At 62.8% G+C, this 1,525-nt stretch carries 2 protein-coding genes; both read left to right on the top strand.

What is annotated here, in order from left to right:
* Nucleotides 1-48: 48 nt before the first annotated feature.
* Nucleotides 49-333: a hypothetical protein gene (locus NTCA1_RS28250; protein ID WP_347812959.1), complete on the top strand. Its 285-nt coding sequence runs from the start codon at nucleotides 49-51 to the stop codon at nucleotides 331-333.
* 214 nt (nucleotides 334-547) lie between these two features.
* Nucleotides 548-1,525, top strand: a 978-nt coding sequence (istA, locus tag NTCA1_RS28255) for an IS21 family transposase (RefSeq protein ID WP_236549633.1), incomplete at its 3' end; no start/stop codon positions are given.

The raw sequence follows: 1,525 nt of genomic DNA on the forward strand, positions 1-1,525 counted from the left end.
ACTGACCTTGACAGTACATGAGCCCAATCTTGGAAACCGTGTCAGAGTTTGCAACAGAGCCGTCTGATGGAGTGGAGCCAGAACACGCTTTTCTCGCTACTTCAAAGCACCCGCGGCGAGAAGCTGCCCCGGCTTGGCGCGTCCCCCTTCGGGCTCTGGCTTCGCCATCGCGCCCAGTTCATGTTCGAGCAGTCCGCCGCATTTGGCGATGTAACTCGCCTGGTTGAGCGTATCGACGAGACACTGTTACCCCTGCTTGATGTGCCCGGCGCACGAAAGGACGATCTGGGTGCGCGGCGACAACTACGATGGCCGGTTGAGCGGCAACTATGATGGCCGGTAGGATCGGTTGTCTGGGCTGATCGTAGGGCGGGGCGGAGCCCCGACCGGAGAGCGGACCAGACAACCGATGGCGATCTTCTTTCCCCTTCTTTCGGGGGTTGGTCGGGGCTGCGGCGGGCGGTGGTATCGGAACACTCATCGAACAAGGAACGATGGGTTTGCGATGCCGGGCCACCACATTTCCGATCAGCAGGTATTTCTCTTCATGACCCATCGTCGCCAACACACCCAGGCCGTCGCGGCTGCCAAGGCCGGTATCAGCGAGCGCAGTGCACGCCGGATCGAGAACGATCCGCAGCTTCCGTCCCAGAAGAAGAAGGAGCGCCACTGGCGCACCCGCGCCGATCCGCTCGAGCCATTCTGGCCACGTGTCGAGGAGTTGCTCCAGATCGACGGTATCATTGCCGTCACGGTCTTCGAGACGCTCCAGGACGAGTTCGGCGAGGATGCTGTTCCCGATGCGATACGACGAACACTGGAACGCCGGATCGCCCGCTGGCGGGCACTGCACGGCGGTGAGAAGGAGATCTTCTTCCCGCAGCATCATGAGCCCGGTCGGCAGGGCCTGTCGGATTTCACGGTATGCGATAGTCTCAAGGTCACGGTTGCCGGCGAGACCCTGGCCTATCGCCTCTACCACTTCCGCCTGGCGGCGAGTGGCTGGGAGCATGCGGCTGTCGTGCTGGGCGGGGAGAGCTTTGCCGCCCTTTCGGAGCACCTGCAGGATGCGTTGTGGAAGCTGGGCGGTGCGCCGGCCGAACACCGCAGCGATTCCCTGTCAGCCGCCTACAAAAACCTCGACGCCGATGCGCAGCGGGATTTCACGCGAAGCTACGACGAACTGTGCCGTCATTACGGCATGCTTGCCACCCGCAACAACCGCGGCGAGGCGCACGAGAACGGATCGATCGAAGGTCCGCACGGTCACCTCAAGCGGCGCCTCGATCAGGCCCTGCGCCGGCGGGGCAGCCGCGATTTCGTCAGCATCGAGGCCTGGCGCGAGTTCGTTGACGCCCAGGTCGCCAGGCAGAACCGACGGCATGCCGCGCGCGTCGATGCAGAACGCAGGGTACTCAAGGCGCTGCCCGCAAGGCGAACCACCGATTTCGCCATGGTCACCGTGGCTCTGTTGCAAACTCTGACACGGTTTCCAAGATTGGGCTCATGTACTGTCAAGGTCAGT

Origin of the sequence: Novosphingobium sp. TCA1 (assembly GCF_009811895.1) — a bacterium.
GTDB lineage: Bacteria > Pseudomonadota > Alphaproteobacteria > Sphingomonadales > Sphingomonadaceae > Novosphingobium > Novosphingobium panipatense_A.